Genomic DNA, 26,228 nt, shown 5'->3' on the forward strand with positions numbered 1-26,228 from the left:
CACGCACGGATCCCAGAAAGTCGACGCACGCCCCTCGTGGTGACTGTGTGTCGTACCCCACACTGGGGGCGGTGCCTGAGTCTTCGGAGCGCGGCCGACCCATCGATCGTGGGTCACAAAACCCCGCGAATCCGCTCATCGTGTACGGGACGGACAGTGGCCCGGCTGCTTCCGTCCCCCTGCCGCACGCCCTTGACCCGGCAGCGATCACCCTGGAGGTCGCCCCCGTGCAGACCCAGACCCTCTCCGAGAGCCTGCCCGAACCACTGACCGGTTCCTCTCCACCTCCGACGGCCGAACTCCTGCCGGAGGCGGAGCCCCTCGCCGAGGTCCCCCCTCAGGGCCCGGCCGCACACCATCCCGAGACGGTGCCCGAAGCGCTCCGGGACGCGGTTCCGGACGAACCTTCCGACCGCGCGGCCATCGCGGCCATCGCCGGAGCAGCCATCGCCGATGTCGACGCGCCACCCACCGACGCCGCTGCACCAAGGGCCTCCAACGCCCCGAGCGCACGATCGACAGCCGACTTCGACCCGATCGATGAAGAGGCCGACGAGCGATCCGGGCGCACCCCCACCCCCCGCGCCGACAAGAGCGGCCCCTCCTCCGACCTCTTCCGTCAGTACCTGCGGGAGATCGGCAGGATCCCCTTGCTCAGCGCGGCTGAGGAAGTGGAGTTGGCGCGCCGGGTCGAAGCCGGCCTCTTCGCGGAGGAGAAGCTCGGCAGCACCCCGGACATCAACAACTCCCAACTCGCCGTTGACCTCGATCGACTCGTGGTGATGGGCCGCATGGCCAAACGCCGGTTGATCGAGGCGAACCTCAGGCTCGTGGTCTCCGTCGCCAAACGCTACGTCGGCCGTGGACTGACCATGCTGGACCTCGTCCAGGAGGGAAACCTCGGTCTGATCCGGGCCGTCGAGAAGTTCGACTACGCCCGTGGCTACAAGTTCTCCACCTATGCCACCTGGTGGATCCGCCAGGCCATGTCCCGCGCACTCGCCGACCAGGCGCGCACCATCCGTGTTCCCGTCCATGTCGTCGAACTGATCAACCGCGTCGTCCGGGTGCAGCGCAGGATGCTCCAGGAGCGCGGCTACGAACCCACCCCGGTCGAGGTGGCGGGTCAACTGGACCTCGCACCCGAGCGGGTCAGCGAAGTCCTGCGGCTGGCGCAGGAGCCGGTCTCCCTCCATGCGCCCGTCGGCGAGGAGGACGATGTGGCGCTCGGCGACCTCATCGAGGACGGAGACGCAGCCTCCCCCGTCGAGTCCGCCGCCTTCCTCCTGCTGCGCGAGCACCTGGAAGCGGTCCTCTCCACCCTCGGGGAACGGGAGCGCAAGGTGGTCCAGTTGCGATACGGCCTGGTGGACGGCCGGCCGCGGACGCTCGAAGAGATCGGCCGCATCTTCGGGGTGACGCGCGAGCGCATCCGTCAGATCGAATCCAAGACCCTCAACAAGCTCCGCGACCACGCCTTCGCCGACCAACTCCGCGGCTACCTGGACTGATCCGGCCCCCCGCCCCACTCGGCGCGCGACCTCAGCACCAGGACGCTCAGTCCACCTCCGCGACCGCCTCCGCGAACTGCGCCGAGTACAACCGTGCGTACGCACCACCCGCCGCGAGGAGTTCGTCGTGGGTGCCCTGCTCGACGATCGCGCCGTTCTCCATCACCAGGATCACATCGGCGTCCCGGATGGTGGAGAGCCGGTGCGCGATGACGAAGCTGGTGCGACCGTGCGCCAGCCGGGCCATCGCCTTCTGGATCAGAACCTCGGTACGGGTGTCCACCGAACTCGTCGCCTCGTCCAGCACCAGGATGACCGGATCGGAGAGGAAGGCCCGGGCGATGGTGATCAACTGCTTCTCGCCCGCGCTGACCCCCGCGCCGTCGGCCCCGTCGTCCGAGAGGACCGTGTCGTAGCCGTCCGGCAACGTACGGATGAAACGGTCGGCGTGCGCGGCGCGGGCCGCGGCTTCGATCTCCTCGCGCGTCACATCGCGGGAGGACCCGTAGGCGATGTTGTCCGCGATCGTGCCGCCGAACAGCCAGGTGTCCTGGAGGACCATGCCGATCACCGACCGCAGGTCCTGGCGGGAAATCTTCGCCACGTCGATCCCGTCCAGACTGATCCGGCCGCCGGTGACCTCGTAGAACCGCATCAGCAGATTCACCAGCGTGGTCTTGCCGGCACCGGTCGGACCGACGATCGCGACGGTCTGTCCCGGCTCGACGCTCAGTGACAGGTCCTCGATCAGCGGCTTCTGCGGCTCGTACCGGAAGGAGACGTTCTCCAACGAGACCTGTCCCGCCGGACGGGTCAACTGCTCCACCGACGGGCCGTCCGGCTCCTGCTCCTGGGCGTCGAGCAGCTCGAACACCCGCTCGGCCGAGGCGACTCCGGACTGCACCAGGTTCGCCATCGACGCGACCTGGGTCAGCGGCATCGAGAACTGCCGCGAGTACTGGATGAACGCCTGGACATCGCCGATCGACAGCGCCCCGGAGGCCACTCGCAGCCCGCCGACCACCGCCACCAGCACATAGTTGAGGTTGGAGATGAAGAACATCAGCGGCTGCATGATGCCGCTGTTGAACTGCGCCTTGAAGCCGGCTTCGTACAGTGCCTCGTTCTGCTCGGCGAAGTCCTTGGCCGACTCGTCCTGCCGCCCGAAGACCTTCACCAGCGCATGACCGGTGTACATCTCCTCGACATGGGCGTTGAGCTGCCCGGTCGACTTCCACTGCTCGACGAAGTGCGGCTGGGAGCGTTTGCCCACCTTGGTCGCCACGAACACCGACAGCGGCACCGTCACCAGCGCGACCAGTGCCAGCAGGGGCGAGACCCACAACATCATCGCCAGGACGCCCACGATCGAAAGCAGCGAGTTGATCAGCTGCCCCATCGTCTGCTGGAGGGTCTGCGAGATGTTGTCGATGTCGTTCGTGACCCGGCTGAGGACCTCACCGCGCTTGGCACGGTCGAAGTAGGACAGCGGCAGCCGCTCCAGCTTGGCCTGGACGTCGGCGCGCATCCGGTACACGGTCTGGTTGATCACCCGGATCGACAGCCGGGAGGAGACCAGCGCGAGCAGCCCCGAGACCAGGAAGAGACCCAACGCCACCAGGAGCACCTGGCCGACCGCGGTGAAGTCGATGCCCTGCCCGGGAGTGAACCCCACCGTGGAGAGCATGTCGGCGAGCCCGTGCTCACCCTTGGCCCGCAGTGCCGCGATGGCCTGTTCCTTGGTGCCGCCCCCCTCCATGTCCCGGCCCACGACACCGGCGAAGACCAGGTCGGTAGCCCGTCCCAGTACCAGCGGTCCCACCACGGAGAACGCCACGCTCAGCACGCCCGCCGTCAGCATCGCCCAGAGCAGCGCCCGGTCCGGCGCCAACTGCTTCAGCAGTCGTTTGCTCGATCCCTTGAAGTCCATCGAGCGTTCCCCGCCGGCCATCATCCGCCCGGCCGGACCGCCCATCGGCGCCCCGCCTGGACGCAGCCGCTCGCCTCGTCCGCTTTCCCCGCTCATGCGGCCTCAGCCTCCGTCAGCTGCGAGAGGACGATCTCCCGGTAGGTCTCATTGCCCGCCATCAGCTCCCGATGGGTGCCGCTGCCCACGACCCGACCCTCGTCCAGGACGACGATCCGGTCCGCGTCGCGGATGGTGGACACGCGCTGGGCGACGATCACCACGGTCGCTCCCGCCGTCTCGTTCGTCAGTGCGGCCCGCAGCGCGGCGTCCGTGGCGTAGTCGAGTGCGGAGAAGGAGTCGTCGAAGAGGTAGATCTCCGGTTGCTGGACCACGGTCCTCGCGATGGCGAGCCGTTGCCGCTGACCACCGGAGACATTCGTGCCGCCCTGCGCGATCGGCGCGTCGAGCCCGTCTTCCAGTTCCCGTACGAAGTCGGCTGCCTGCGCCACCTCCAGGGCCCGCCACAACTCCGCGTCGAGGGCGTCGGGGCGGCCGTAGCGCAGATTGCTGGCGATCGTTCCGGAGAAGAGATACGGCTTCTGCGGGACGAGACCCACGGTCCGTGCCATCAGCGTCGGATCGAGCTCACGCACATTGACGCCGTTGACCAGCACTTCACCGCCCGTGGCGTCGAACAGCCGGGGCACCAGCCCCAGGAGGGTCGACTTTCCGCTGCCGGTCGAACCGATGATCGCGGTCGTCTCGCCCGGATTGGCGACCAGCGCCACCTCACGGAGCACCGGCTCCTCCGCACCCGGGTAGCGGAACTCCACGTCCCGGATCTCCAGATGTCCGTGCCGCGGCAGCTCCACCACGGGGTTCACGGGCGGTACCACACTGGAGTCGGTGCCCAGCAGTTCCTCGATCCGCTCGGCGCACACCTCGGCCCGCGGCACCATCATGAACATGAAGGTGGCCATCATGACGGCGATCACGATCTGCATCAGATACGCGAGGAACGCGGTCAGCGCACCGATCTGTATGGCCCCGCTGTCCACCCGGTGCGCGCCGAACCAGACGACGGCGACCGAGGACACATTGACGACCGTGAGCACGATCGGGAACATCAGCGCCATCAGCCGCCCGGTCGACAGGGAAACCCCGGTCAGCTCGGCGTTGGCCGCGCGGAACCGTTCCCGCTCGTAGGCGTCGCGCACGAATGCGCGGATGACCCGGTTGCCGGTGATCTGCTCCCGCAGGACCCGGTTCACCGTGTCCAGCCGATCCTGCATGGTCCGAAACAGCGGGCGCATCCGCACGATGAGCACGGTCACCGAGATGCCGAGGACCGGTACGACGGCCAGGAGCACCGCCGAGAGCGTCACGTCCTGGCCCAGCGCCATGACGATGCCGCCGATGCACATGATCGGAGCGGTCACCATCATCGTGAACGCCATCAGCACCAGCATCTGCACCTGCTGGACGTCGTTCGTGGTGCGCGTGATCAGCGACGGGGCGCCGAAGTGGCCGACCTCACGGGCGGAGAAGCTCTGCACCCGGTCGAAGACGGCGGCACGGACATCGCGGCCCAGCGCGGCGGACGTTCGCGCACTGAAGTAGACGGCGCCCATGTTGCACAGGACCTGGACCACGCTGATCGCGAGCATCAGCACGCCGAGTCGGAGGATGTAGCCGGTGTCCCCCTTGACCACGCCGTTGTCGATGATGGCGGCATTCAGGGTGGGCAGATAGAGGGTGGCACTGGTCTGGAGCAGTTGGAGCAGCACCAGCAGGGCGATCGGTTTTTTGTACGGACGCAAGTGCTTCCGTAGCAGTCGTATCAGCACGCGCGGTCTCTCGGGCTCGGCAGCGTCGGCACAGGGTGCGACGTCTTTTCGGGGGGTGGTGAATTCCATCTTCCGTCACCCGGCTGTCGAACCCGGGGTGATTTCCTCAAGCCCGGGTCAAGAGATACCCACGTGGGCGCTCAGAGCGCGACGGCCCACCCTGCGCCCGGTCGGATCCTGTGGGTACGGCGTTCGACGCACGGACCGGTTGGTACGGGGGTGGGGGACGTCCGTATACGAGGGGTGCCGGCAAGGCACAGCGCGTCGAAGGCCACGAATTCGATCAGCCCGTCGCGACCCTGACAGCCGGACCGTGACCGTCCGGACCTCAACGGTACGAGTACGCAACCGTCCACGACCCCGACGGGCCAAGAGCACGAACGCTCAAGGCCCCGGGGCGCGAATGCCGCAGGCTGCGTCGCTTCGTTCATGCCGCGGGGTGAACGGCCGATCCACCATCCGGCCCTCGGGCATCCGCCCATCGGGACGGGTGCACCGGCCGACGGGACGACGCGGCGCAGCGACCTCACCGACCTCCCCGGTCTCCCCGAAAGGGTCGCACTCCCGGCAGCCGTCTGCTGAACCGGGGAGCGATCCGCTCAGCCGGTGGGAGCGGAGAACGCGCCCGGATGCAGTTGGTCCCGCGTGGCGCCGTACTGCTGGCGCACCGCCTGTCCGACGGCCAGCTCATCGCCGGGATCGAGCAACTGCACCACCGCGTCCTGCCACACCGGCGGCGCCGCAGGCGACAGCGTGCCCTGCGACACCCCGAGGGCCCACGCCGCCTGGCGGGCCGCGCCGAGCGCCGCGTAGTCCGCGGGCTGGGGAACGACCACCTGCGCCCCGAAGATCGCGGGAGCCGCCGACTGTACGGCTGCCAGCCCGGCGCTCGCGCCCAGCAGGAACACCCGGCGCACCTCCACACCACGCCCGCGCAGCACGTCGAGCGCGTCAGCCAGTGAACAGAGCATGCCCTCGAAGGCCGCCCGGGCCAGATGCTCGGGCTTCATGGATTCGCGGCGCATACCGCTGAGCGTGCCCGCGGTGTGCGGCAGCCGAGGTGTCCTCTCGCCCTCCAGATACGGCAGCAGGACGAGACCGCAGGAGCCGGGGGTGGACTTCATCGCCAGGTCGGACAGGGCGTCGAGATCATCGAGACCCAGCATCTCGGCGGTGCCCCGCAGCGCCCGGACGGCATTGTTGGTGTGTACCACCGGTAGGTGCATTCCGGTGGCGTCCGCGTAGGAGGTGATCATTCCGGTGGGGTCGGCGAGCGCCTCGTGATGGACGGCCATCACCGAACCGGAGGCCCCCAGCGAGACCACCACGTCCCCCACGGCGACGCCGAGCCCGAAGGCCGCGGCCATGGTCTCGCCGGTTCCCGCGGAGATCAACAGACCCTCGGGGGTGGTACCGGCGGAGTCGGCGGGACCGAGCACCTCGGGCAGCGCACAGTGGTGTCCGAGCGCCAGTTCCACCAGGTCCGGGCGGTAGGCGCCGGATCCGGCGGACCAGTACCCGGTGCCCGAAGCGCTGCCCCGGTCGGTGGTCCGCCGTGCGGGGCGACCCAACAGCTGCCACACCAGCCAGTCATGCGGCTGGAGCACGCTCGCCACCCGCCGCGCGGCCTCGGGCTCCGCACGGGCGAGCCAGCGCAGCTTGGCCACGGGATGGCTCGCCTGCGGTACGGAACCGACGGCCTCGGCCCACGCCTGTCGTCCGCCCAGCGCGTCGATGAGATCGGCCGCGGAGACCTGCGCCCGCTTGTCGTTGCCCAGCAGGGCAGGACGTACGAGGTTGCCCTGATGATCAAGTGGTACGAGGCCGTGCTGCTGGGCGGAGACCCCGATGGCCTGCACCCCTTCGAGCAACCCGCCGCCCGCTGCCTCGCCGAGCGAGAGCAGCCAGGACTGCGGATCTATCTCCGTGGCCTTCGGATCGACCGGATGCGGGGCATAGCCCTGCCGCAGCACGGCACCCGTATCCGTGTCACAGACGACGATCTGTGTGAGCGCAGACGAACTGTCCAAGCCGGCGACTATCCCCATGGGGGAGATTCTGCCCCACCGGCTGGCCGGCGTGGTCAGGTGTTGCTGGTTCCCCAGTCGTCCTCACCGCTTCCGCTGCGTTCCCGCAGGGACCTGACCCGCTCGGCGACCGACTCGGGCAGCCGGTCTCCGACCTTCTCGCTGACGGCGTGGAACGCCTTGCCCGCTGCCTGGCGCCCGTTGTGCGCGGCTGACTCGGCGGCGTTTCGAACGGCCGGGTTCTGTGAGAACTCCCGCACACTCTTGCGCAACTGCTCGTAGCGCTCGCGGCCGGCCCGCGTGCCGATCACATAGCCGACGGCGAGCCCGACGACGAACGTGAGCTTGTACCGCATGGGCTGCCACCCTTTCCTCTGCTTACGTTGGGTGCTTGCCCGTCTACCCGGTCCGGCCCGTGATCACCCTGGGCCATACCGATTGGCGGAGCACCCCCCTGCTTGCGCTAATGTATGTGTCGCAGCGAGCACACGCCCTCCGGGACGCCCCGGCCAGGTACGTTCGGTGCAGATGCAGCAATCCCCTGTAGCTCAATTGGCAGAGCAGCCGGCTGTTAACCGGCAGGTTACTGGTTCGAGTCCAGTCGGGGGAGCGCGATCCCCTGTAGCTCAATTGGCAGAGCATTCGGCTGTTAACCGGAGGGTTGCTGGTTCGAGTCCAGCCGGGGGAGCAAGAGAGCGAATCGGGACCCTGAGGGGTCCTTTTTCGTGTGCGTTTCCTGTGTCTTTTGCACGTTCTGGACGGCAAGTGGAACCGCGCGGAGGGCAGCGGTGTCTCCATGGTCGAGCGATGCCGACCATCCGAGGCAGGAGATCGTATGAGCGGCTATGCTGCGGCAGACGGCGCGCACATTTGTGCGCGACGCGCCGTTAGGGGCGGTAGCTCAGCCGGTTAGAGCAGCGGACTCATAATCCGTCGGCCGTGGGTTCGAGTCCCACCCGCCCCACCGTAAGCCGTAGGTGGAGAATCGTTCTCGCCTGCGGCTTTGGTGTTTGGCCGGGTGCTCGCCCGATCCAGCCGTGTCGCTGGACACTGCCGGCGAAACTGGTAGACGATCATGAATGGGGCCGGCCCCGACTTCTTAGTGGTGTGGTGCTCCGGGCACGGTGGGACGTTCGCGTAGCCGGGCACGAACAGCCAGGAGCGGCGTACTTCAGGTGCCGAGGGCGCGGGTTGGTGCTGGTCCGGTCGCTGTCAGGGTTCCGGTGGATCGGGGTCAGCCCCCGAACCGGACAGCCCCGACAGACCAGACACAGTCAGTAGGAGGGGGAGGGGCGGACGGGTGCCCGATCGGTACTCCTCGTACGCCGCGTTGGCCGCGGCGCGGGTCGAGGGCGTCGACTACTCCCGGACGGCCGTTTCCCCGGTCGGTGCCACCTGGGCGAGCATTGCGATCCACGGTGGCAGCATCGAAGCGGGCTCCGGCGAGGTGGCGCGGGACGTCGCGGGTGTCGGACTTCGCTTCTACGAGTTCGCGGGGCTCCTGGACTCGGGCAATCGCGAACTGCACCTCACCAGCTCCCGGTTCGACGAGCCCATGGCCCTCGACGTCGTGGGCGGGGCCATGGGAACGCTGTCCTTCCACGGGTACGCCGGTACCGCTGGTGTGGCGGAGACCGCGATCGGCGGCCTCGACCGTGTCGCGGTCCAGGAGGTGGCGACAGCCCTGCGGCGGGCCGGGTTCCAGGTGGTCGACGCACTCGGCGGGATCGCGGGCGACCATCCGGCCAATGTCTGCAATCGGAACTCCCGTTCGGCCGGTGTGCAGTTGGAGATGTCCCGAGCGTTGCGCGCCGGTTTCTTCCCCCGCGGTGATCTGTCGCAGCGGATGAGGGACTCCGGCCGCCGCACGGACTCGTTCCGGGCCTATGTCGCGGCCGTGCGGTCCGTCGTGGCGGACTGCGGGGCTCTTCCTCCCCGCTCTTCCCTCCACTCGTCCCGCTGGTAGGGGCGTCGTCGGCCGTTCTGACGGTGTTGTGGTGTCGTTCTGACGGTGTTGTGGCGTCGGCAGCCGTGGAAAGGATGGGGTAGTTGTTCCTACTCGACGGGGGTCCATTGTGAGTCTGACCGGCCAGATACTTCCGCTGGTGGGTGTCGCCCTGGGGGCCGGCACCTCCTTCCTGGTGGCCAGTTTGAACGAGCGGACGAGGTGGCGCAGGGAGCAGGCCGTGCGATGGGACGAACACCGTCTGACGGCCTATGCCGAGTACGCGCACGCAGTCAAGGAACTCGCGGCGCGCTATCAGATGATCGCGGCAGCGCGTGGTCTGACGTCGGGGCCCGTGCCGTTGGAACCGACGCCAGAGGTGCTCGCACAAGTGGGCGAGCTGGAGTCCCGGCGCTCAGCCTTGTCGGAGACCCTCGGGCTGCTCGGTGACACGGAGGCGAACACCGCGTCCCAGACCCTGGACCACTGTCTGTGGCGATTGGAGAGCCTTGCCCGGGGAGTCGTCACCGAGGTCGAACAGGACTGGGAGCAGGCGTATCTGGAGTTCCGGGAAGCGCGGAGCCGCTTCGTGGAGCACGCTCGGGTCAGTCTGGGCGTGCCGGGTGCCGTTTCCCGCGAGGTCTCCTGGCCGACGGCCTGGCGTCCCGCAGCCCGATCTTCGTCTTCGCAGTGACGTCGGGCGCCGGTGAATCCGCTGTACCCGTTTGGTCAGACGATTCCACCTACCGGGGAGGCCGTGGACGGGTAATGCCTTTCGGGTGCATCGGAACGATGTACCCGGAGGGCGCGCATGGGATGGATTTCTGATCCGACGCTGAGGAGCGGTCTCTCTTGAGTTAGCGGGATTCTTCGGCCGGGGCGTGAGGTGGGCGCGTCGAATTCGATGCTGAGCACGAGGCATGGTCCTTCATGCGCATCGAATGGAGTCATCCCGCATGCGTGGAAGCGTGGGGGCGGGCGATGCCCAAGGGAGTCGGCCCGGTGGATTCCCCGTTTCCTCTCATCGGTGACGCACCGGATATCCGACACTCCAGCACTGAATCCGCGGGCACTTCGCCGAATCCGTACATGGCCAGGGAGACCTTCAGACCGGGCGAGATGGGTTCGGTCTCGGCCAGGGACACGGTTTGACGCTCCCCGGACCCGTCGAGGAAGTCGACGCCCACGATGAACCTCCTCACCAGGTCTGTCGGGTTTCTCACTTCGACCTCGGCCACCGGGCGGCCCGTTGCTTCGTCCCGGGTGCAATCGATGAGGAGCGCGACTTCCTCGGTCACCTTCGTCTCCCGCTCCTCCACCCGATCCGATGCCCCGGCGAGGAAGACGATGGCGCCGGCGGCTGCCAGTGCCAGTACGACCACCGCCACCGATGACACCGGTCTCTTGGGGCCCGACGGCCCGTGAGAGGGGACCTGCTGTGGGGATCGGGGTGGGTAGTGGTGCGACACGGTGAGTCCTCGGTGGTGTGTCGGCCCGGTGAGGACCGTAGGTGCTGGGTGCTGGGTGCTGGGTGCTGGGTGCTGGGTGCTGGGACTGGGCTGTGGTTGCGGTCGGGTCCGGTGGGCAGGCGGGCGGCGTTGCGGCACCGAAGCCGTGCGCCTTGATCGCGGTCAGTCCTGCCCCGACGCCTGGAACGGGGTTGAGCACCGCAGATAGATTGGCTTAAAGAGTGCTTATCACATAAAGAGTCGCTGATAAGTGCCAGTTGAGGAGCTTGCGATGCTGTGACGAACCAGTTGGGGTCTCCCAGTATTGGCGGGATCAATTCGGTGGAAGGATCCCCGAAGCCGGCTTCATGATCCGTCTGCACAAAGGAGGCCGCTGATGGCCCAACCCATGTCCGCCGCCGCGTTCTTGCAAGCGCTGCGCGATGAAGGACTGAAGGTCGTTCAGGTGGGCGACTGGCGAACCCACAACCGGAACGCGAAGGGGCCCTGGGGGCCGGTGCACGGGGTGATGATCCATCACACCGTCACCAAGGGCACCGCCAACTCCGTTGCGCTGTGCCGGGATGGGCACAGCACCCTGCCCGGCCCGCTGTGTCACGGGGTCATCGACAAGGAGGGTGTGGTGCACCTGGTCGGCTACGGCCGCACCAACCACGCCGGCCTCGGGGATGACGACGTCCTGCGAGCGGTCATCGCGGAGAAGCCGTTGCCCGCGGACAACGAGGCGACCACGGACGGCAATCGACACTTCTACGGCTTCGAGTGCATCAATCTCGGCGATGGCAAAGACCCCTGGACCGCGGCGCAGTTGGAGGCGATAGAGCAGGCGTCCGCCGCGATCTGTCGGGTGCACGGCTGGTCGGCGCGATCGGTGATCGGGCATCTGGAGTGGCAGCCGGGGAAGATCGACCCCCGTGGTTTCACCATGGCCTCGATGCGGCAGCGCGTCGAAGCGCGGCTCAAGGTGGGCAAGCCGTCCGTGCCGCCCAAGAAGCCGCCGGTGACCAAGCCCCCGGTGAAGAAGCCCCCGGTCAAGCCCGTCTACGAGCCGTTCCCCGGCGCCGCGTGGTTTGTGATGGGCCGCAAGTCGCCGATCGTCGCCGCCATGCGCAGACGGCTGATCGCGGTGGGCTGCAACCGCTACCAGTCCTCGGCCAACCCCGATGTGCTCGGCTCGGGCGACAAGGCGTCGTACGAGGCGTGGCAGCGCAAGTGCGGCTACACCGGGGACGCGGCCAAGTGGCCGCCCGGCAAGACCACCTGGGACCTCCTCAAGGTCCCCAACAGCTGACCTGGGACGGTTGATCCGAGAGGCGTGCCGCTCGTTGCACGATGGCCCGCGCCGGTGGGGTCTTCATCGGTGCGACGAGTGGTACGCCGCTCCTGGGGTGGTCCGGTCGAAGGGCTCGATCGAGTCCGCGGCGGCCGGACGGGCTTGGGGGTGCGGGCGGGCGGCTCGATGGTGCGCGCGGCGTACGGATGGCATGGGTGGGTACGAGCGGGCCATTGTGGTAGGAGTGCACCCGAGTGAATTTTGATCGAGCTGAAGAATCATGATTCCACTGGGATGTGAATTGCTTGAGCGCTCAGATGGATTGAATTGAATTGATGTATTGCGCAAGGCTTTCTGGGCTCGGCAATTCCGGTAACAGGGGCTATTTTCAGGCCAGATGCGCTGCTACGCTCGCCCATATGCCAGCGCTTGATCCAAAGTTCAATGACATTATTGCCGCGGGTGTTGTAGCTGCCAGCGGAGTCGCAATTCCTGGACTCTTCGTCCCCGCTCTCGACATGGCAGGCGTGGGAGCCACGTGGACCGTCATGGTAGGCGCCATAGCCGATAAGGCCGGACTCGATCTGACGCCCGCGGCCATTGCGAAACTCGTTGCCGCCGGGGTCACCGCAGTCTCCGGGTATGTACTCGGCTCCAAGATCCTCACCTGGGCCGCCACCCCGCTCATCCTCGCCTTTCCGGTCGCCGGTGTTCCGGCCGCCATCGCGGTGAACGCCACCCTCAACGGCCTCTTCACGCTGCGCCTCGGACTCGCCTGCGCGAGCAAGTTCTCCCGGCCCGACTTCGATACCTCGGACGTCCTCGATCTCGCCCTGGGCATCGGAGGATTCCTCATCAAGATGCCCACGAGCGCGGAGCTCAGCCTCGTCCGTGAACTGCTGTCCTGATCTGAACTGACCTGACCTGGGTACGTGGGTCCTGGGTACTTGGGCAGACGAGTTCTCGTACCGCCCCCGCGGTGTGAACCTCACACCCCTCGACCGCGCAGTCGCGTCACCACCTGGGCCTTCGGGGCGTAGGCCCGCGGGAGGATGAGGCCGGAGGCCAGGGCCTCCAACACGCGTTCTTCTGCCTGGTGGTAGTCGGCCGCGTCCGCGAGCAGGGTCGATGCGGAGGCCGTGGGCAAGGCGATGACACCGCCGTCGTCGAGGAGGACCGGGGCTCCGTCCGACACCGTCACCCCGCCGATCCCCACTGCGCCGCCGACCTCTGCCACATGGACCCCGCTGCCGGGGCCGGCCGTTGCCTCAGCCGACGCCCAGATGCGCAGGGCGAGCCGCTCCAGTGCCGATACGTCCCGCACGTTTCCTTCCACGAGTGCGCCGACCGCGCCCCGGGCGAGGGCGGCCGTCGTCAGGATCTCGCCCCACACCGCCCCCGGCACACAGTCGGCGCCCGTGACCACCAGCACCCGCCCCGCCAGGTTCTCGCCGAGCACCGCCCGGAGCGGGCCGAGCCCGTGGCTGCCGGGGCCGGGTGCCATCCGGACCGTGCGCGCGGCTCCCAGCACGGCCGTGCCCGGGCCGCGTTGGAAGGGGCGCAGCGGGGGCGTCAACCAGCCCTCACCACCCTGGAGTTGCAGGACATCGGCGAGGGCTGCCGTGGCCGGCAGTCGTTCCGGTACGGGAAAGGAGAAGAGTTGGGTGGGTGAGGTGGTCATGTCGCACTCCGCTCGGAGAGTTTGAACTTGCGGATCTTCCCGACCGAGGTGCGCGGCAGTTCGGCGACCTGCTCGAAGCGGACGGGCCGTTTGGACTTCGCCAGCCGGGCCGTGCACCACGCAGGGAGGTCGTCCAGTGCCTCGGGTGCACTTCCGGGTGCGCGGACGACATAGGCGACGGGCACCTCGTCGCGTACCGGATCGGCCTCGCCGACCACGGCGGCCTCCAGCACCGCCGGGTGCTCCGCGAGGACCGATTCGATCTCGACGAGCGACACGTTCTCGCCGGCGACCTTGAGGACATCGCCGCGTCGGCCGGCGAAGAAGAACCTGCCCTGTTCGTCGACGGTGGCCCGGTCACCGGTGGCGAACCAGCCGTCGTCGAAGGGGTAGGAGTCCGCCGTGGCGTGGGGCGCGTCGAGGTAGCCGGCGAAGAGGCTGCTGCCCGGCCGGCCGCCGACGAAGACCTCACCTTCCTCGCCCGGTGCGAGCGCGGCCCCCGTCTTCGGGTCGCGGACCTGTACGCGGCAGCCGAGCGTCACCCGTCCCATCGATGCGGGTTCCGGTGCGACGGCCCGGTTGGTGAGCACCGCGGGCACGGTCTCCGTCATGCCGTACAACTGCCGCGGGCGGCAGCCGATCAGCTCGGCGAAGCGCTCGTACTGCTCGTCGGTGATGTTCTGGGCGTACCAGCAGTGGACGATCCGCAGCCCCGGGACCGGGGTGGCGCCGCGGGCCAGCACCATGCGGATCGGGGCGGCGAACAGGCTGAGATGGGTCACCCGGTGGCGGGCGGCCTGGCTGAGGAGCCGGCTCGCGGAGAAGGCGGGCATCAGGACGACGCTCGCGCCTGCGCTGATGGCGGGGGCGAAGGAGTAGTACTGGGCGTTGGCGTGGAAGAGGGGGAGGACCACGAACTGTCGGTCCGTGGACCGCAGGGCTGCGGCTGCCGCCATCACATCGCCCGCGAACGCGTAGTTGGCCTGGGTGATCATCACGCACTTGGGTTCGGCGGTGGTGCCGGAGGTGAACATCAATCCGGCGAGGTCCGCGGGTTCGGCGCCCGCGGCGGTCACCGAGGTAGCTCCGTACAGACTCATCGGTGCGCTGGCCGTGAGTTCCACCTCCACCGCTTCGGTGCCGGTCTGCGCGGCTGCGGTGCGGTACTCGACCGCTTGGGCGGGACCGTGGAAGCCGAGGACGGCATGGGTGCGGCGCAGTTGGGCGGCGAACTCCTGGGCGCGTGCGGAGGGGTCCGAGCAGACCATCGCCGCGCCCAGTCGGGCGAGCGCCAACCAGAGGGCCACGTACGCGGGGCAGTTGGGCAGGGCGATCCCCACCCGTGAGCCGCGGGTCACCCCGCGTTCGCGCAGACCGCCCGCGACCCGGCCGACCAGGGCGTCGAAGGCGCGGTAGGTCCAGGTGGTCACCTCGCCGTCCGGTGCCTCCCAGATGAGGAACGGCCGCTCGGGCACGGCGGCGACGGTGTCGGCCCACCGGGCCGCGAAGGTGGGCGGGGAGTTCACCATGTCCTGCCTCCGGTGATGAGGGGGTGGGGTGGCGAGGTGCGGTACGGCTGTACGGATGGGCTGTTCCAGCAGCCGCGGGGCCTTCGGCGGACGTGATACGAGGTGCCGGAGGGGACTTGGGTGTCCGGGTGGGAGGACCGTCGAGCAGCGGTCCTCCCACCCGGACGGGTTCGGCTCGGTCGGGGACGACCTGCCGTGGCCGATGAGACCGTGGCCGATCAGACCGTGGCCGATCAGACCGGGACCGATCAGACCGGGACCGACTCGATCTCCGCTGCGACCGGCTCGCCGTAGCCACCGCCGCCCGGCAGTTCCAGCCGTACGATGTCGCCCGGCTGGAGCGTGATGCGGGCCTGGGTGCGGACGGGCTCACCGTTCACCAGGAAGCGGCCGGTCGCGCCGGCGCCACCGCCGAAGACACCCAGTGGACCGCGGGCGAGTCGGCTGGTCACCGCGTTCAGCACCCACGGCGACGGGGAGTCGACGGTGAACTCGATGGTCTGGCCCATCCCGCCCACCTGGGCGCCCTTGCCACCGGAGCCCCGGCGCAACTCCTTGCGCAGGAAGCGGATCGGCGCGGACGCCTCCACGACCTCCAGCGGTACGGCCGACACACCCGTCGGGTACGAGGTGGTGGACAGACCGGGCTTGGTCGCCCGGGCGCCGACTCCGCCCGCGTAGGTGAACATGGCCGTGATGAACGGCTTGCCCTCCGCGTCGTGCCCGCTGACCTGCATCGTCCACACGGCCGCCGAACCCTCTGCCATCACGGCATCCGGCAGCGCCTGCGACATCGCCTGGAGCAGCGGCATCGGCAGGAACATGCCCACCACATGCCGTGCGGTGCACGGAGACGGTGCCACCGCGTTGACGATGCTGCCCTCCGGCGCCTCCACCAGGATCGGCCCCAGCGAGCCGGCGTTGTTGGGGACCTCCGGGTTGAGCAGGCTGCGCAGGGTGAACGTCGTGTACGCGTGGGTGTAGTTCTTCACCACGTTGATGCCGAACGGGCTCGGGCCCGACGAACCGGCGTAGTCGACGAGGATCTCGCCCTTCACCGAGTCGATCGTCACCGCCACATTGATGGTGATCTCCGAGCCGTCCGCCAGGTCCAGGATCGACGATGCGCGGTAGGTGCCACCGGGCAGCTCGCGGATCGCACGGCGGGTGGCGTCCTCCGAGCGGCGGATCACCTCGTCGGCGAGCTCCTCGATGTCGTCGAGGTCGTAGGAGTCGAGCAGGGACTGCAAGCGTCCCGCGCCGACCTCGCCCGATGCCATCTGGGCGTGCAGGTCACCGGCCATATGGGTGGGCTGGCGGACATTGGCGAGGATGAAGTCCCACACCGGCTCGTTGCGCCCGTTGGCCGTCGTCAGCTTGCTGATCGGAATCCACAGGCCCTCTTCGAACACATCGCGGGCACCCGCGCCGATGCCGTACCCGCCGACGTCGGTGTGGTGGATCGTCGAGCCGAAGAACGCGATCACCCGGCCGCCGCGCCACACCGGCACCAGCACAGTGACGTCGAGCAGCTGCCCGGCCGTCTGGTATGGGTCGTTGGTGATCAGTACGTCGCCGGGCTCCAGCGAGTCCACGGGGTGGCGGTCGAGGATGTTCTTGCAGGCGATGGCGAGCGAGTTGATGTGTCCCGGCGTACCGGTGACGGCCTGGGCGACCATGCGACCGCGCCGGTCGAACAGTGCGTTCGCGAGGTCGCCCGCCTCGCGCACGATGGGGCTGAACGCGGACCGTTGGAGCGCCTTGGCCTGCTCGTTGACGGTGGCGATGAGCGAGCCCCACAGGACTTCCAGCTCGATCGCATCGAAGGTACGGGTCACTTGGAGTCCTCCTTGGCGGTGGCGGTGGCGGTGACTGCCGTGGCGACGATCGAACCGTCGGGTGCGACCTCGCAGCTCCAGCCGCCGGGGATGACCGAGGTGGTCTCCCGCTCCTCGACCAGGGCGGGACCGTCGAAGCGGTCACCGGCGCCGAGTTCGGCACGGCGGTAGACGGGCACGGACACGGCGTCCTCACCGCGGCGGAAACGGGCGTCGCGGTGACGGTTGGGCACCGGGTTCCCGCTGCCGGCGGCGACGGCCGGCACCTCGAAGCCGGGTGCGTCCGACCAGGCGGCGACCCGCCAGGTCACGACCTCGACCCCGACATCGGGAATCCGCAGGCCGTAGATCTTCTCGTACTCGCTGTGGAACAGCTCCAGCGTCTCGTCCAGGGTCGCGGGCCAGGACGAGCCCTCGCCGACCCACAGGGTGATCTCATTGCCCTGGCCCTCGTACCGGGCGTCCAGGCCGTAGCGGTACTTCACGTCCTCCGCCGCGGCTCCGGCCGCCGCCAGGATGCGCCGTCCTTCCTGGCGCATGTCCTCAAGCAGCAGATCACGATCGGCCGCGACCTGACCGTCCAGGGAACGCACCATGCTCCGGGCCAGGTCGATGCGGACGGGGCTGACCAGGGTGCCGAACGCGGAGAGCACGCTCGCGTTCACGGGGAAGATCACCCGGGGTGCTTCCAGGAGCGTCGCCACACCGCAGGCGTGCACGGGGCCCGCGCCGCCGAAGGCGATCAGCGCCACTCCGCGCAGGTCGATCCCGCGCTCCACGGCGTGCATCCGGGCGGACGCGGCCATGTTCTGGTTGATCACCTCGTAGACGCCGACCGCGGTGTCATCGCTGCTGGCGCCCAGCTTCTCGCCGAGCGGGGCGAACGCGCCGCGCGCCCGCTCCAGGTCGAGCGGCATTTCGCCGCCGAGGAAGTACGCCGGGTCCAGCAGACCCATCACCAGGTCCGCGTCGGTGGTCGCCGGGATGGTGCCGCCGCGGGCGTAGCTGACCGGGCCGGGGTCGGCGCCCGCGGAGTCCGGGCCCGCCTTGAGCAGACCGAGGTCGTCGACCCGGGCGAGGCTGCCGCCGCCCGCGCCGATCTCGACCAGGTCCACCGACGGGATCGAGCAGGGGTAGCCGGAGCCCTTCTTGAACCGGTAGACGCGGGCGACCTCGAACTCGTTGGTCAACTCGGGCTGGTAGTGCTCGATCAGACAGGACTTCGCGGTCGTGCCGCCCATGTCGAAGCAGAACAGCCGCTCCTCACCGAGCCGCTGTGCGTACCAGACACCGGCCAGCGCACCGGCCGCCGGACCGGACTCGACGAGCCGGATCGGCACCTTGCGGGCGTCGTCGGCGGAGACCACACCACCGTTGGAGAGCATCATCAGCACCGAGGCGCCGAAACCGGTGGCGGTCAGCCACTCCTGGAGTTCCTGGAGGTAGGGGCCGATGACGGGCATGGTGGCCGCGTTGCAGACCGTGGTGATCATCCGCGGGTACTCACGGATCTGCGGGGTCACCTCGTGCGAGGCGCACACCGGGACGCCGAGCCGTTTGGCGAGGCCCTCGGTGACGAGCCGCTCGTTCTCCGCGTTGGCGTACGAGTTGAGGAGACAGACCGCGACCGCTTCCACGTCGTGCTGACGCAGTTCCTCGGCGAGCGCGTCCAGACCGGCCTCGGTGGGGCGGGTGCGGACCGAACCGTCCGCCGTGGTCCGCTCGTTGATCTCGAAGACCAGGTCGCGGGGGATCGGCGGGGCCGGGAACTCGATCTGGAGGTCGTACATGTCGTAGCGGTGCTCGCTGCGGATCTCCAGCGTGTCACCGAAGCCGTCGGTGGTGACCAGCGCCGCGCGCCCGGTCTTGCCCTCGATCAGGGCGTTGGTGATGAGGGTGGTGGCATGGACGATGGGGCGGATGATGTCACCGGGAGAGATCCCGGCCTTGTCCAGCGCGGAGAGCACACCGGTGCGAACGCCACCGAGGGGCGCGGACGGGGTGGTGAGCGTCTTCTCGACAACGACACGGCCGGTTTCTGCATCCAGCAGGACGACATCGGTGAAGGTGCCGCCGATGTCCACGGCAAGGCGCCAATCAGTCACGTCTGGCCTCTTCTCTGGTTGGGGTGATGACGGGTGTACGGGCGCCGATTGCGCGGTGCACGCCCCGATGTGCGGGACCGTGCTGCGGGGCGGTGCGGTCAGGGGGACGAGGGATCGGGTGGGCGGCCATGGCTTCAGGCCGCTTCGGTGCGCGCCGGGAGCGCCGTCACGTCCGGGTGGTCGTCCACCGGCCCGGCCTCGGGCTCGTCCTCGCGGCCCGCGGTCACCGCGGTCGCCGCATCCAGGTGCCAGAGCCATTCGGTGGGCAGGCTGTCGGCGGGGTAGATGGCCTCCACCGGGCACACCGGCTCGCAGGCTCCGCAGTCGACGCACTCGTCCGGGTGGATGTAGAGCATCCGTTCACCCTCATAGATGCAGTCCACGGGGCACTCGGCGATACAGGTGCGGTCTTTGACGTCGACACAGTTCGTACCGATCACATAGGTCATGGGCACCTCCCGGGCCTGTTGCGATGAGGGGTGGGACCGGCGGTCAGACGATGACGGGCAGTCAGGGAATGACGGGCGGTCTGGCGATGGCGGGCGGGCGTCCGGAGGAAGGCGGTCATGCGACGGTCCAGTGGTCGCGGCCGGCCAACAGCGCGTCCAGGTCGCCGGGGCCCGAGGCATCGGCCGCCCGCTGCAACTGCTCGGCGACCTGTCGGTCGTACGAGGGCCGGGACACCGAGCGGAAGACGCCGATCGGGGTGGGCCCGCCGTTCTCCGGCAGTCGGGAGAGGGAGAAGGCGATGGCCGGGTCGTCGGCGTGGGCATCGTGAACGACCTCGTCGGCCGGGACGCCGTGCACGGCGGCCGGATCGATCGGGCGCAGTGATCCCGCCGCGTCCCGCACGATGGTGCGCTCGCCTTCGGCCCCGTACCGCAGCGGCTGCCCCTGTTCCAGGCGCAGGAGGTGGTCGTCGCGGGTGGCCGGGTTCTTGAGCACCTCGAACGCGCCGTCGTTGAAGATGTTGCAGTTCTGGTAGATCTCGACCAGGGCCGTGCCCTCGTACTCGGCGGCTGCGCGCAGGACCGACGTGAGGTGCTTGCGGTCGGAGTCGACGGTACGGGCGACGAAGCCCGCGCCGGCGCCCACCGCCAGGCTCACCGGGTTGAACGGGGTGTCCAGCGAGCCCATCGGCGTGGACTTGGTGATCTTCCCCGGTTCGCTGGTGGGGCTGTACTGGCCCTTGGTGAGCCCGTAGATCCGGTTGTTGAACAGCAGGATCCTGAGGTTGACGTTGCGGCGCAGGGCATGGATGAGGTGGTTGCCGCCGATGGAGAGGGCGTCGCCGTCACCGGTGACGACCCACACCGACAGATCGGGCCGGGAGACCGAGAGCCCGGTGGCGATCGCCGGCGCCCGCCCGTGGATGGAGTGCATCCCGTAGGTGTTCATGTAGTACGGGAAGCGGGAGGAGCAGCCGATCCCGGAGACGAAGACGATGTTCTCGCGGCGCAGCCCGAGTTCGGGGAGGAAGCCCTGAACGGCGGCGAGGATGGCGTAGTCACCGCAGCCCGGGCACCAGCGCACCTCCTCGCCTGAGCGGAAGTCCTTCGCGGTCTGCTTGGTCGCGACCCCGGCCGAGGTGGCGATCAGGGGCAGGGGCACCCGCGCGGGGTTCGCCACCGGAGCGGAGAGCAGGCTTTCAGACATCGGAGATCACCTTCTCGATGGCGGTCCGCAGATCGCCGGCCTTGAACGGGGTGCCGCGCACCTGGGTGTGCGAGATGGCGTCGACGAGGTAGCGACCGCGGATCAGGAGCGCGAGTTGGCCCAGGTTCATCTCGGGGATGAGGACGCGGTCGTAGGCCGCGAGGACCTCACCGAGATCGGCCGGGAAGGGGTTGAGGTGCCGCAGATGGGCCCGGGCGACCGAACCGCCCGCGGCCCGCACCTCCGCACAGGCCGCGGCGATCGGGCCCGCGGTGGAGCCCCAGCCGATGACCAGCACCCGGGCGTCACCGTCCGGATCGTCCACGACGGTCGGCGGCAGCTCGCGGGCGATGCCGTCGATCTTGGCCTGTCGGGTGCGGACCATGAACTCGTGGTTGTCGGCGTCGTACGAGATGTCCCCGGTGCCGTCGGCCTTCTCCAGCCCGCCGATGCGGTGTTCGAGCCCGGGCGTGCCCGGCACGGCCCAGGGGCGGGCGAGGGTCTCGGGGTCGCGGAGGTAGGGCAGGAAGCGCGGGCTGCCGTCGGCTGCCGTCCCGTTGGGGCCGGTCGCGAACTCCACCCGGAGGTCGGGCAGCGTCGACGAGTGGGGTATCCGCCAGGGCTCGGAGCCGTTGGCGAGATACCCGTCGGAGAGCAGCACGACCGGTGTGCGGTACTTCAGGGCGATCCGCACGGCCTCGATGCAGGCGTCGAAGCAGTCGGCCGGTGAACTCGCCGAGACCACCGGCAGCGGCGACTCGCCGTTGCGGCCGTGCAGGACCTGGAGCAGATCGGCCTGTTCGGTCTTGGTGGGCAGTCCGGTGGAGGGGCCGCCGCGTTGGATGTCCACCACGATCAGCGGCAGTTCCAGGGTGACGGCCAACCCGATGGCCTCGGCCTTGAGCGCGATACCGGGTCCGGAGGTCGTCGTCACCCCGATCGACCCGCCGAAGGAGGCACCGAGCGCGGCACTGACCGCGGCGATCTCGTCCTCCGCCTGGAAGGTGGTCACTCCGAAGTTCTTGTGCCGGCTGAGCTCATGGAGGATGTCGGAGGCCGGAGTGATCGGGTACGAGCCGAGGAACAGGGGCAGCCCGGCCTGTCGGGCTCCGGCGACCAGCCCGTAGGACAGGGCCAGATTGCCGGTGATGTTGCGGTACACACCCGAGGGCGAGGGCGCCGGGGCGATCTCGTAGGAGACGGCGAACGCCTCGGTCGTCTCACCGAAGTTCCAACCGGCGTGGAAGGCGGCGATGTTGGCCCGCATGATGGCGGGCTTCTTCGCGAACTTCGACGTCAGATGGGCGATGGTGCCCTCGGTGGGGCGCTGGTACATCCAGGAGAGCAGCCCGAGCGCGAACATGTTCTTCGCCCGCTCGGCGTCCTTGCGGCTCAGCCCCGAGTCCTTGAGCGCCCCGACGGTCAGCGTGGTCAGCGGCACCGGCTGGACGGTGAAGCCCTCCAGCGAGCCGTCCTCCAACGGGTTCGCCGCGTACCCGGCCTTCGTCAGATTGCGTCCGGTGAACTGGTCGGAGTCCGCGATGATCTGCGCCGCTGGCCGCAAATGGCCGACATTGGCCTTGAGCGCTGCCGGGTTCATCGCGATCAGCACGTCGGCGCTGTCCCCCGGAGTGGCGACCGAGTGGTCCGCGAAGTGCAGCTGGAACGCCGAGACACCGGGCAGGGTGCCCTGAGGGGCGCGGATCTCGGCGGGGAAGTCGGGAAGGGTCGCCAGGTCGTTGCCGAAGGTCGCCGTCTGCGCGGTGAACCGGTCGCCGGTGAGCTGGATACCGTCGCCGGAGTCTCCGGCGAACCGGATCACCACGGAGGGGACGGCAAGGACCTGCTTGGACATGATCGCGACTCCTGATCGCAGGGACGGGCTCGGGAAGACGGTCGGGGAAGACGCCGGCTCCCCGGGCGGGTCAGGGGGCGACTCGCGGGTCGTGCTGCTGGAACGGGTCGTTGCGGGTGGTGAACGCGCCCTTGGCGCGGTCGGTGCACGGGGCGGTCCGCGGGGGCGCGGTCCCTGGTGGCAGGGCGGACCCGAATCGATTGCGGATGCGGATACGGATGCGGATACGGAATCGAGGCCGGGCGGATCCGGGGGAGGGCTCACCCCGGAGCGTGGTCGCCGAGGTCGCACGCCGTGTGGCCCGGGCGGGAGGGCCGCAGAAGCCGAAACGGCACCGGGTGACCTTGTGGGCCAGGGCGGCGGCCCGAGGGCGGGCCATCCGCAATGCCGCGGTTCAGATGAGGAGTTGGGGGCCGACCCCCGGGTCGCACGTGCGGTGTGCGGAGCCCCGGGGGACGGCCGGTTCAAGGGCCGGGAACCCCCGGCCTGGACGGGCCGGTCTCAGCTGCCGTGGACCGCGTCCCGCAGTCGCGTCACCAGCTTCTCCGGCTGCGCAGAGCCCCAGACGTTGCGGCCGAAGGCGACACCAGCGCCGCCCGCCTCCACCACGCCCTTGGCCAGCGCCACCACCTCGTCCTCGCTCTCGGCCTTCGGCCCGCCGAGCGCCACCACCGGCACCGGGCACGCCGCGACGACCTCGGCGAACTCCTCGGGCGGACCCGGGCACACGGTCTTGATGATGTCCGCACCCAGTTCGGCGCCGATGCGGGCGGCCCTGGCCACGTTCTGCGTGGTCCACGGCACCGCACGACCCCAGCCGCCGGGGATCATCTCGGCCATCACGGGCAGACCGAGCTGCTCGCACTCCGAGGTGAGCCGCGCCAGCCGCTTCAGCGACAGATCCTCGTCGGGGGCGCCGGGGAACGCGAGCACCACCAGACAGTCCGCACCGATCCGCAGCGCCTGCTCGGGCAGGTGCATGATGTCGTTGACATCGCTCTGCGGCATGTCGCCGAGTTCGGATGAGCCACCGTCGACGCGCAGCACCAGGCCGGCCGAGGCGAAGGTGTCCGCGTAGGCGCGGGCCAGGTGCCACGTGGCGAGCACCGCGTCCGGCCTGCCAGCCGCGATCTGGTTCATCGGCTCGCCCAGCGGCGGGCCCTCACCCATGTACGCGGCGTGGTCGATGGCGACGAAGACCGCCCGCCCGTCCGCCGCGAACATCCGGCGCATCCGCCGGAGCTTGCCCCCTCCGAGGGCCGAGAACGTCTGCACAGTGCTTCCTTTCATCGCTGACTGCTCTGCGGTTCGAGTACCGGCGCCGAAGGCCGGTCCATCTGCCGTGCCGCAGGTGCGGTGGTCATCGGGGCCACCGTCGCTGCGCGGTGGTCTGCTGGTGGAAGGTGCCGCTGTCCCAGTAGTCGATGCGGTGCGCGATCTTGCCGTCCTCGACCCGGAACCGGAACAAGCCCCGGACGTTGATCTCAGGACGGTGACTGGCGCCGGTCCAGACGAACGTCATCCGATAGGCGAGCGCCGCCCTGTCCCCGTCGACCAGGAGGTCTTCGGTCTCGTACCGCAGGTTCTGGAACTCTTCGAGGAAGCCGGCCAGCCGCTGTCGGTAGGCCGCTCTGCCGTGAAGGCTCTTGCCCAGCGACGAGGTGTGCTCATTGTGGAAGTCCTCGGTCACCAGGTCGGCGATCCGGTCGGGGTCCCCGCTGTTGAGCGCTGCCACGAATCTCGCCACCGCCGTCCTGGTGATGGACTCCAGGTCCGCGACGGCGCTCACTGCTCCGCGTCAGCACCCCACAGGGTGCGGACCTCCTCGAAGACCTGCTGGTTGTGGGAGATCTCGACGACATTGCCGTCGGGGTCGGTCAGGGCACAGATGTAGCCGACCGGCGGGGGCAGCTCCATCGGCTCCCAGTGGAGACAACCCGCCTCGCGGGCCCGTGCCGCCGTGTTGTCGACGTCCTCCCGGTTCGGCACCTCCATGCCGAGGTGGGCGAAGGGGGAAAGCTGCGGCTGCTTCTTGCCCTTGTCCTTGTTGAACCCGACCAGGACCAGCACGAACGGGGTCTCCACCTGTCCCGCGTTGGACAGCCAGGCGTTGGCGCCGTCGTTGTCGCTGTGCCGTGCGACGACGACCAGCGGGGTGAAGGAGGTGTAGAACTCCACCGCCGCTTCCAGGTCGCTGGTCGGCAGCGCGATATGGGTCCAACGGGCCTCAGTGAGCTTCTTGTCGAGCACGGATGCTCTCCTCTCCTACGAATCGTCGGCGTTCAGCCGATCCGGCGATCGGTCGTGCCGTCGTGGCGTCCTGGCGGCGTGGCGCTGTTCAGTCGATCGGGCCGTCGAACTCATCCGGCGCGAGCGGTGTGGCCACGTCTTCACGGATCTGCCTCATCATGTGCCGGGCCCGACCCTCCCAGGTGCTGGAGGGGCCGACGCGGTAGAAGGGCGACCGGAGGTTCTCCATCAGGACGGTCACCATGTCGGTGTCCTCCTTGTTGGTCAGCTCCAGATTGACCAACTCGCGCTCCTGGAGCTCGACGTCCTCGGTCAGCCCGTAGATCCGGGAGACCAGGCGCGTCTTGTCCGGGGCGATCGGATCGGCCCGCACCATGATCAACTGGGACGCGTAGGGCAGCGGGGTGAGGTTCGGATAGATGAACTCCGCGTAACTGCCGCGCAGATCGTCCTCGTCCAGGTCGGTGCGGCCCAGCGAGAGGTCGAAGTTCTCGCTGTGGGGCTTGTAGCCGCTGGTGGTGCGCCCCTCGAAGCGCACGATGGTGTCCATCTGCTTGCGCACCTTGTTGAGCCGACGGTGCACGAAGCGGACGTGGTAGTCGTCGTTGGAGTTCTCGACGAAGACCTTCCAGTTCATGTCGAACGTCTCGTCGAGCTCACGGTGGTAGCGGTGGTAGTTCCCGATCTTGTACGCCTCGTACCGAGGCAGCAGCGGCGCGATCCACTCATCGAAGGAGGGCGCCTTGTGGGACAGACAGGCGAACACCAACTTGTCGAACGCGATGTGCACCCGGATCGGCACCAGCCCGTAGCTCTGCATCGGGAAGTCGGCGCCGTACATCCGCTCCTTGTCCGGGATGGACAGCAGCTTGCCGTCCAGGCCGTACGTCCACGCGTGGTACGGGCAGGCGAACGCCTTGCCGCAGTTGCCGGCCGGGTCGAAGGCCACGCCCGACGCACGGTGCCGGCAGTTGTTCAGGAATCCCTTGACCGAGCCGTCGCGCTGCTTGACGATCAGCACTGACTGCACACCGATCTTGCCGGTGATGAAGTCGCCGGGCTTGACGAGGTCCTCGGTGTCCCCGAGCCAGACCCAGGAGCGGCCGAAGACCCGGATCATCTCCAGATCGAACAGTTCCTGGCTCCACACCTCCCAGGGCTGGAGCATGTCGCTGGGAAGCGGCGACTCGACGAGTCCGTCGCTCTCGCGGCCCTTGGCGGCGCGGGCCTCGGCGACCACCCCCTCGTGCAGGGCGAGTTCCGAAGCGTTCATCCGGTCCAGCACGGCTTCCTCCCCAACACCTTCGTTGCTTTGCGATGTGCTCGAAGGTAG

At 68.8% G+C, this 26,228-nt stretch carries 21 protein-coding genes and 3 tRNA genes; 8 read left to right on the forward strand and 16 right to left on the reverse strand.

All coding sequences use genetic code 11. The features are described 5' to 3' along the window. Positions 1-71 precede the first annotated feature (71 nt). Positions 72-1,511, forward strand: coding sequence for a sigma-70 family RNA polymerase sigma factor (locus ACFXJL_RS10495; RefSeq protein ID WP_384691024.1), 1,440 nt, complete (start codon positions 72-74; stop codon positions 1,509-1,511). Positions 1,512-1,557: 46 nt separating this feature from the next. On the opposite strand, the gene ACFXJL_RS10500 is transcribed toward ACFXJL_RS10495, so the two are convergent. The 4 genes from ACFXJL_RS10500 to ACFXJL_RS10515 all read right to left on the reverse strand — a co-directional run bounded on the left by ACFXJL_RS10500 (position 1,558) and on the right by ACFXJL_RS10515 (position 7,650). After that, complete coding sequence (locus tag ACFXJL_RS10500; protein WP_358879123.1) at positions 1,558-3,486, reverse strand: ABC transporter ATP-binding protein; 1,929 nt, start codon at positions 3,484-3,486, stop codon at positions 1,558-1,560. Between the two features lie 47 nt (positions 3,487-3,533). Then, positions 3,534-5,267: an ABC transporter ATP-binding protein gene (locus ACFXJL_RS10505; RefSeq protein WP_384691027.1), complete on the reverse strand. Its 1,734-nt coding sequence runs from the start codon at positions 5,265-5,267 to the stop codon at positions 3,534-3,536. A gap of 599 nt (positions 5,268-5,866) precedes the next feature. Continuing rightward, positions 5,867-7,315, reverse strand: coding sequence for an FGGY family carbohydrate kinase (locus tag ACFXJL_RS10510; protein ID WP_384639182.1), 1,449 nt, complete (start codon positions 7,313-7,315; stop codon positions 5,867-5,869). A 35-nt stretch (positions 7,316-7,350) separates the two neighbouring features. Beyond that, the gene (locus ACFXJL_RS10515) at positions 7,351-7,650 is read right to left on the reverse strand and encodes a YtxH domain-containing protein (protein ID WP_358879112.1); all 300 of its coding nucleotides are present in this window, start codon (positions 7,648-7,650) and stop codon (positions 7,351-7,353) included. A 181-nt stretch (positions 7,651-7,831) separates the two neighbouring features. Between ACFXJL_RS10515 and ACFXJL_RS10520 the strand changes: the two genes are divergently transcribed. The 5 genes from ACFXJL_RS10520 to ACFXJL_RS10540 all read left to right on the forward strand — a co-directional run bounded on the left by ACFXJL_RS10520 (position 7,832) and on the right by ACFXJL_RS10540 (position 9,933). Beyond that, positions 7,832-7,904, forward strand: a tRNA-Asn gene (locus ACFXJL_RS10520). A 5-nt stretch (positions 7,905-7,909) separates the two neighbouring features. Then, a tRNA-Asn gene (locus ACFXJL_RS10525) sits at positions 7,910-7,982 on the forward strand. A gap of 202 nt (positions 7,983-8,184) precedes the next feature. Next, positions 8,185-8,258, forward strand: a tRNA-Ile gene (locus tag ACFXJL_RS10530). A 336-nt stretch (positions 8,259-8,594) separates the two neighbouring features. Continuing rightward, positions 8,595-9,260: a poly-gamma-glutamate hydrolase family protein gene (locus ACFXJL_RS10535; RefSeq protein WP_384691030.1), complete on the forward strand. Its 666-nt coding sequence runs from the start codon at positions 8,595-8,597 to the stop codon at positions 9,258-9,260. A 109-nt stretch (positions 9,261-9,369) separates the two neighbouring features. Continuing rightward, on the forward strand, positions 9,370-9,933 hold the full coding sequence (locus tag ACFXJL_RS10540; RefSeq protein WP_358879114.1) for a hypothetical protein: 564 nt from the start codon (positions 9,370-9,372) through the stop codon (positions 9,931-9,933). 253 nt (positions 9,934-10,186) lie between these two features. Here the strand turns inward: ACFXJL_RS10540 and ACFXJL_RS10545 are convergent, their stop codons facing one another. Further along, positions 10,187-10,636, reverse strand: a complete 450-nt coding sequence (locus ACFXJL_RS10545) for a hypothetical protein (RefSeq protein WP_384691033.1) — start codon at positions 10,634-10,636, stop codon at positions 10,187-10,189. Positions 10,637-11,084: 448 nt separating this feature from the next. Between ACFXJL_RS10545 and ACFXJL_RS10550 the strand changes: the two genes are divergently transcribed. Beyond that, positions 11,085-11,999, forward strand: coding sequence for a peptidoglycan-binding protein (locus tag ACFXJL_RS10550; RefSeq protein ID WP_384639169.1), 915 nt, complete (start codon positions 11,085-11,087; stop codon positions 11,997-11,999). Between the two features lie 530 nt (positions 12,000-12,529). Next, positions 12,530-12,889: a hypothetical protein gene (locus ACFXJL_RS10555; protein ID WP_358881760.1), complete on the forward strand. Its 360-nt coding sequence runs from the start codon at positions 12,530-12,532 to the stop codon at positions 12,887-12,889. A gap of 80 nt (positions 12,890-12,969) precedes the next feature. Here the strand turns inward: ACFXJL_RS10555 and ACFXJL_RS10560 are convergent, their stop codons facing one another. The 11 genes from ACFXJL_RS10560 to ACFXJL_RS10610 form a co-directional block, all read right to left on the reverse strand. Beyond that, positions 12,970-13,662: a hypothetical protein gene (locus tag ACFXJL_RS10560; protein ID WP_384691036.1), complete on the reverse strand. Its 693-nt coding sequence runs from the start codon at positions 13,660-13,662 to the stop codon at positions 12,970-12,972. Next, the gene (locus ACFXJL_RS10565) at positions 13,659-15,191 is read right to left on the reverse strand and encodes a class I adenylate-forming enzyme family protein (RefSeq protein WP_384691039.1); all 1,533 of its coding nucleotides are present in this window, start codon (positions 15,189-15,191) and stop codon (positions 13,659-13,661) included. The genes ACFXJL_RS10560 and ACFXJL_RS10565 overlap by 4 nt, the downstream gene beginning before the upstream one ends. Before the next feature lie 248 nt (positions 15,192-15,439). Next, entirely contained in the window at positions 15,440-17,029 is a 1,590-nt protein-coding gene (locus tag ACFXJL_RS10570; protein WP_384691041.1) for a hydantoinase B/oxoprolinase family protein, read from the reverse strand. Beyond that, on the reverse strand, positions 17,026-19,134 hold the full coding sequence (locus ACFXJL_RS10575; protein WP_358881764.1) for a hydantoinase/oxoprolinase family protein: 2,109 nt from the start codon (positions 19,132-19,134) through the stop codon (positions 17,026-17,028). Before ACFXJL_RS10575 ends, ACFXJL_RS10570 begins: the two co-directional genes overlap by 4 nt. Positions 19,135-19,268: 134 nt before the next feature. After that, the gene (gene fdxA, locus ACFXJL_RS10580; RefSeq protein WP_329018431.1) at positions 19,269-19,583 is read right to left on the reverse strand and encodes a ferredoxin; all 315 of its coding nucleotides are present in this window, start codon (positions 19,581-19,583) and stop codon (positions 19,269-19,271) included. A 115-nt stretch (positions 19,584-19,698) separates the two neighbouring features. Then, positions 19,699-20,790, reverse strand: coding sequence for a 2-oxoacid:ferredoxin oxidoreductase subunit beta (locus ACFXJL_RS10585; RefSeq protein WP_384691044.1), 1,092 nt, complete (start codon positions 20,788-20,790; stop codon positions 19,699-19,701). Continuing rightward, a complete protein-coding gene (locus tag ACFXJL_RS10590; protein WP_358881767.1) occupies positions 20,783-22,645 on the reverse strand; it encodes a 2-oxoacid:acceptor oxidoreductase subunit alpha in 1,863 nt (620 codons plus the stop codon). The genes ACFXJL_RS10585 and ACFXJL_RS10590 overlap by 8 nt, the downstream gene beginning before the upstream one ends. Positions 22,646-23,146: 501 nt before the next feature. Continuing rightward, positions 23,147-23,920, reverse strand: a complete 774-nt coding sequence (locus tag ACFXJL_RS10595; RefSeq protein WP_329018423.1) for a hypothetical protein — start codon at positions 23,918-23,920, stop codon at positions 23,147-23,149. A gap of 85 nt (positions 23,921-24,005) precedes the next feature. Then, a complete protein-coding gene (locus ACFXJL_RS10600) occupies positions 24,006-24,434 on the reverse strand; it encodes an ester cyclase (RefSeq protein WP_384691047.1) in 429 nt (142 codons plus the stop codon). Next, positions 24,431-24,895, reverse strand: coding sequence for a VOC family protein (locus tag ACFXJL_RS10605; protein ID WP_358881769.1), 465 nt, complete (start codon positions 24,893-24,895; stop codon positions 24,431-24,433). Before ACFXJL_RS10605 ends, ACFXJL_RS10600 begins: the two co-directional genes overlap by 4 nt. 88 nt (positions 24,896-24,983) lie before the next feature. Continuing rightward, complete coding sequence (locus tag ACFXJL_RS10610) at positions 24,984-26,168, reverse strand: aromatic ring-hydroxylating dioxygenase subunit alpha (RefSeq protein ID WP_384691050.1); 1,185 nt, start codon at positions 26,166-26,168, stop codon at positions 24,984-24,986. Between the last annotated feature and the right edge of the window lie 60 nt (positions 26,169-26,228).

This window comes from Streptomyces sp. NPDC059256 (assembly GCF_042753785.1).
In the GTDB taxonomy this organism is placed as follows: domain Bacteria; phylum Actinomycetota; class Actinomycetes; order Streptomycetales; family Streptomycetaceae; genus Streptomyces.